We start from the raw sequence: 4894 nt of genomic DNA, 5'->3' as shown, positions 1-4894 counted from the left end.
AGCCAAGACAGGAATCACTCGGCAAGCTCGTTGACGTTGACCTCAACGAGCCGATGCCAGACAATATCAACGACCGGCTGAGGTTGGGGTTTCCCCGATCTCAGCCGGTTTTCGTATCACGATTCTTTTGATCGCCACCTGAACTCATAGGTTCCCATGTCGACCGCTTCCACGACCGACACACAAACCGACGCTCTCCAATCCGACGACCTTGCCGCCCAGTGCGTTGATATCGCCCGTCGTGCCAAAGCCGCATCTCGTTTACTGGGGACTCTGGACACCAACGTCAAGGATCAATGGCTCATCGAATCCGCGGACGCCTTGATCGACGCATCCGACGCAATCATTGCGGCCAACCAACTGGATTTGGAGAACGCGCCAAAGTACGGCCTGACCGAAGCGGGTATCGATCGTCTGCGTCTGGACGAAGCTCGAATCGCCGGAATCGCCACGGGTTTGCGAGAAATCGCCTCGTTGAACGATCCCATCGGCGAAGTCCTCGATGGATTCGCACGGCCGGGCGGAATGCGAATCGAAAAGCGTCGCGTGCCCCTGGGCGTCGTCTTCTTCATCTACGAAAGTCGCCCCAACGTGACCGCCGATGCAGCCGGAATCTGCGTCAAAAGCGGCAATGCGGTGATTTTGCGAGGTGGCAAAGAGGCCGCTCACAGCAGCCGAGCGATCATTGAAGTTCTTCACGAAGTCGGCCGTCGCGTCGGGATTCCCGAGGATGCGGTCCAGTTGGTCGGAACAACCGACCGCGCCGCGGTGGGGCACTTCCTAAAGCAAGCCGACCACATTGATGTCACGATCCCACGTGGTGGCGAAAACCTAATTCGCCGGGTCGCCGCAGAAGCGACCATGCCGGTTATCAAGCATTACGACGGCAATTGCCACGTCTACGTGGATGAGTCCGCCGATATCGAAATGGCAGTCGATATCATTGAAAACGCGAAATGTCAGCGAATGGGTGTCTGCAACGCCTGCGAATCGCTGCTGATTCACCAATCGATCGCCGCCGAAGCACTCCCAGCGATCGCGAAACGCTTGTCCAGCCGCGGCGTTGAAATGCGGGTCGACAAACGTGCAGCAGCCTACGTTCCTGATGGCGTTCCCGCCTCGGACGCTGACTTTGCTGCTGAATTCCTGGGTCCGCAGATCAGCATCGCCGTCGTGGACTCATTGGACGCTGCCGCGGACCACATCAATCACTATGGATCAGGTCACACCGACGCCATTGTCACCAGCAGCATCGCCGCATCCGAGCAGTTCACCGCTTTGGTGGATAGTTCCGCAGTGATGGTGAACGCCAGCACTCGCTTCAATGACGGTGGAATGTTCGGTTTGGGTGCCGAAATTGGAATTTCCACGGATAAGTTTCACGCAAGAGGGCCATGCGGGTTGCGGGAACTGACCAGCTACAAGTACATCGTACGTGGGAACGGTCACATAAGAGGCTGAGGACACGATGTCCAACGAATCACTGAGTCAAAATCAAGTCGAGAATCTTCTGAAGGCCATGGAAACGGCCGATTTGGACGAGGAAGGTACCGGCGCACCGACCGAGCCCAAAGACTCTGCCGATTCCAAAGACGCCGAAGGCTCGACCGTTGGCGGTTCCGCCCCCGTCGTCGGTGCGGCTCATCCAGCGGATTCCAAGCCCTATTCGCCAGGTGTACCGGCCGGTGCCCGTGTGACGGCCTACGATTTCAAACGCCCAGAACGCGTGGGCAAAGACCAGATGCGGGCGATGCATTCGCTGCACGAGTCCATTGCCCGAAATTTCGGTGCATCGATTTCCGGTCTGCTGCGGACGATGATCGAGGTCAAACTGCTGAGCGTGGACCAACTCACCTACAGCGAGTTTGTCTTCAGCCTCGACAACCCAAGCTGCTTCAATGTCATCAAGCCGTTGCCGCTGGAAGGCCACTGGGTGCTCGATATCGCACCCGGATTAGCATATGCAATCATCGATCGAATGCTCGGCGGCGACCCGGTCCCTGGTGAAACGATCCGCCGTCCACTGACCGAAATCGAAACCCGGTTGATGTGTCGCGTTGTCGATCTGTTCCTCGAACAAATCGTGCCCGCCTGGGAAAACGTCATTCAGCTAGAACCGACGATCCATACGACGGAAAGCAACCCCCAGCTCGCCCAAATCGTTCCTCCCAATGAAGTCGCGATCCTGGTTGGTTTCGAAGTCCTGCTTGGTAAAAACCGAGGGATGATGAACTTGTGCATCCCCTTCAATTCAATCGAGAAATACAACGCCAAACTGTCTCGTAACGGATGGGTGGGCTACGGAAAAACAAACCCAACACCACAATCTCGACGCAAAATCGCCGGCAGCATCGACGCAGCTCCGGTGGATGTGGTGGTAACTTTGGCACGATCAAAGATCCGTACCAGCGATCTGTTAGACCTGAGTGTTGGCGACATTATCACAACCGAACAAGCCGCCAGCTCCGCTTTGGAATTGTCCGTTCAGGACGTTCACAAATTCGCCGCCGTTGCGGGTGCCTACAAAGGCAAAAAGGCGGTGCAAGTTCAATCGACGGTCGAGCCGAAACATCTTGAGCCGGAGTTCGACCCGGAGGAAGAGCTGGCGAACGACTCATCCGCCCCCGCGGAGGCGGAACCTGTCGAAGATGAACTGGAAAACGTCTTGGACACGGCTCAAGGCAAAATTCCAACGGCAACGCAGTCACATGCGTCACCCCAAGCTGCGCCCACCAAACCGGCACCAACTCGCTGACTCGTCGCCGAGTCACCAACACAAAAGTTGCAGTCCGTCAGGCCAAAACGGTGAAGCCCTCGTGCCTACGCCCCATACGCGGATCGCTCGGCAAATCAAGTGTTCGAACTGCGACCACCATTCATTGATTTCGTCAGCAATGCGAATCGTCTTATCTTCTGGCAACAAATGATTGCCACTTGTCTCTGTCCGAACATGACATGAGCAAGCAATCAGTTTGGACCAGACGGAGAGGCGATCGACGGTGCGGTCAAACCGCTCTTCTGTGCCGCTGACTCCGCGCGACGAAGCGCCGCCTCGACACGATCGAGCAATTCGTCAGACAGTTCAGGCGTCTGAGCCGTATCGCTGATACATGCGATGAATTCAGCACCACAGTGCTGGCATGCAACGGTACATCCGAGTAACGATGCGCGAATATCGATTCGCCGCCCACACGTGGGGCAAGATTGATTGAATCGAATGGACATGATTAACCTTTCTACTTCCAGCCACTCGGCTGGTTAAATCCGTTTGACAGGGGGAATAATATCCACAAACCCTCGACAACGCAAACTCATTTCACGCAAGCTTCACATAGATGCTCAAGCTGCAGCCATGGTAGCGCCGCCGACGGGTTCGGGCAAGGATCTAAATTGAGGAAGACTGCGTGAAGACGAACGCCCTAAATCGCCCCAAAGCACTGCACGCACGAACACTAACCGACCTCGAAAGTATGGCTTTCCCCTGCTTCGCAACCGGCAAGACGGTTATCCTGTAGGGGACCTCAAAACGATGCTTCGACGAATGGATTTTCACGCTCAAGCCGGTTCCTATGACACGCTCGTCCCGCAGCCAGACGCCCATCATCGCTCTTTTCGCGACTTTTATCGTTGCCTTTTCAGGAACGAAAGCATCCGGACAGGACACCTCCGGCGAGGCTGATCTGGGACCGAAAATTCAATTCGAGACCATCGACGGAGACACAGAAACGGGACAGCTCAGCAACCTGACGGGTTCATCCCTTTCCGCGATTTTGGCGGGCGGTGAATCCAAGCAGTGGGATCTGACCGAGATTGCACGGATCAAGTTCGATGGATCGGAAAAGACCAACCCACCGACTCGCGTTGTTCTTCGTGGCGGCTCGGAAGTGGCATCGGCCGCGACGTCCATGGAAGACGAGAAGCTGCTGGTCCGCTCGATCGGCCAACCGTCATTCACCGTGTCCATTCGGTCCGTTCAATCAGTTCGGTTCCGAGCTCCTTCCGCCGCGACAGATGCTGACTGGCTCGCTTTGGTCGAAGAACCACAACGCCGCGACCGCTTGGTCATCCGACGCGAAGGAGATGTGTTGGATCCGATCGAAGGAACGATCTTAGAAATCAACCGAGACTCCGTTTCGTTCGACCTCAGTGGAAACATTGTTGACGCCCCCCTGAAGAAACTCGAGGGCGTGATCTTCTCCACGACCAGCGACCGTGAAACGGAAAAGCCCATTCGAGTCCGCGACCAACGTGGATCGAACTGGATGGCCGATCAAGTCAACTGGAATGCCACCGACCGTACAATTCAACTCGATCTTGGCAACGACATCACGCACTCCATTCCAGTCAAAGAGTTGTTGGAGATCCAGTTCTCCGGTGGCATCCTCTATCTGTCCGACGCAGAGGTTGCTGAACAGCGTCAATCGGATCCACTCAAAGCACTGCTTGGAGACGACCTCGCCTCCACTTGGTTCGCGACCGAAACCGACACCAAGAATCTGACAACGGTTCTGTCTTCCGATCATGTCATCCGTATCCCCGAGGTATATCAGAAACTGGTCGCCGCCGTCCGAGTCGCATCGGAAGTGGACCAGTTCGCACCGCTAACGGTTTCGGTGCTGTTGGACGATCGCGTCGCTTGGACGCTCGAAATCAAAGACCGCAAACCACACGGCTTGATCTTGCCAATCGAAGACGCACGGCGGCTCACACTTCGAAGCACCCAACCCGGGTCGGACGCATCCGAGACATTGCCGACAATCAACAACGCTTTGGGGCATCGGATCGAGTGGCTGGGTGCCCGCTTGTTAAAATAGAGTCATGCGTCGGTCCGACGCTGCTCAGATGATCTTTGCAACGACGTCTCCACACTGAGAAGAACGATTCGCTATGCCAT

The 4894-nt window shown here is 56.0% G+C and carries 4 protein-coding genes; 3 read left to right on the top strand and 1 reads right to left on the bottom strand.

All coding sequences use genetic code 11. From position 1 onward, the window contains the following. The first annotated feature begins 156 nt into the window (after nucleotides 1-156). Together RE6C_RS22730 and fliM are read left to right on the top strand one after the other, a co-directional pair. A complete protein-coding gene (locus tag RE6C_RS22730; RefSeq protein WP_008660441.1) occupies nucleotides 157-1461 on the top strand; it encodes a glutamate-5-semialdehyde dehydrogenase in 1305 nt (434 codons plus the stop codon). A 7-nt stretch (nucleotides 1462-1468) separates the two neighbouring features. Next, entirely contained in the window at nucleotides 1469-2755 is a 1287-nt protein-coding gene (gene fliM / locus RE6C_RS22725) for a flagellar motor switch protein FliM (protein WP_008660440.1), read from the top strand. Nucleotides 2756-2967: 212 nt separating this feature from the next. On the opposite strand, the gene RE6C_RS22720 is transcribed toward fliM, so the two are convergent. Next, entirely contained in the window at nucleotides 2968-3225 is a 258-nt protein-coding gene (locus tag RE6C_RS22720) for a hypothetical protein (protein ID WP_008660439.1), read from the bottom strand. A gap of 344 nt (nucleotides 3226-3569) precedes the next feature. On the opposite strand from RE6C_RS22720, the gene RE6C_RS22715 reads away from it, so the two are divergent. After that, nucleotides 3570-4814: a hypothetical protein gene (locus RE6C_RS22715; protein ID WP_008660437.1), complete on the top strand. Its 1245-nt coding sequence runs from the start codon at nucleotides 3570-3572 to the stop codon at nucleotides 4812-4814. The last annotated feature ends 80 nt before the right edge of the window (nucleotides 4815-4894 follow it).

Source organism: Rhodopirellula europaea 6C (genome assembly GCF_000338295.1).
GTDB classification, from domain to species: domain Bacteria; phylum Planctomycetota; class Planctomycetia; order Pirellulales; family Pirellulaceae; genus Rhodopirellula; species Rhodopirellula europaea.
Note: the sequence above shows the minus strand (reverse complement) of the source record. Positions and strands in the feature narration are given on the sequence as shown.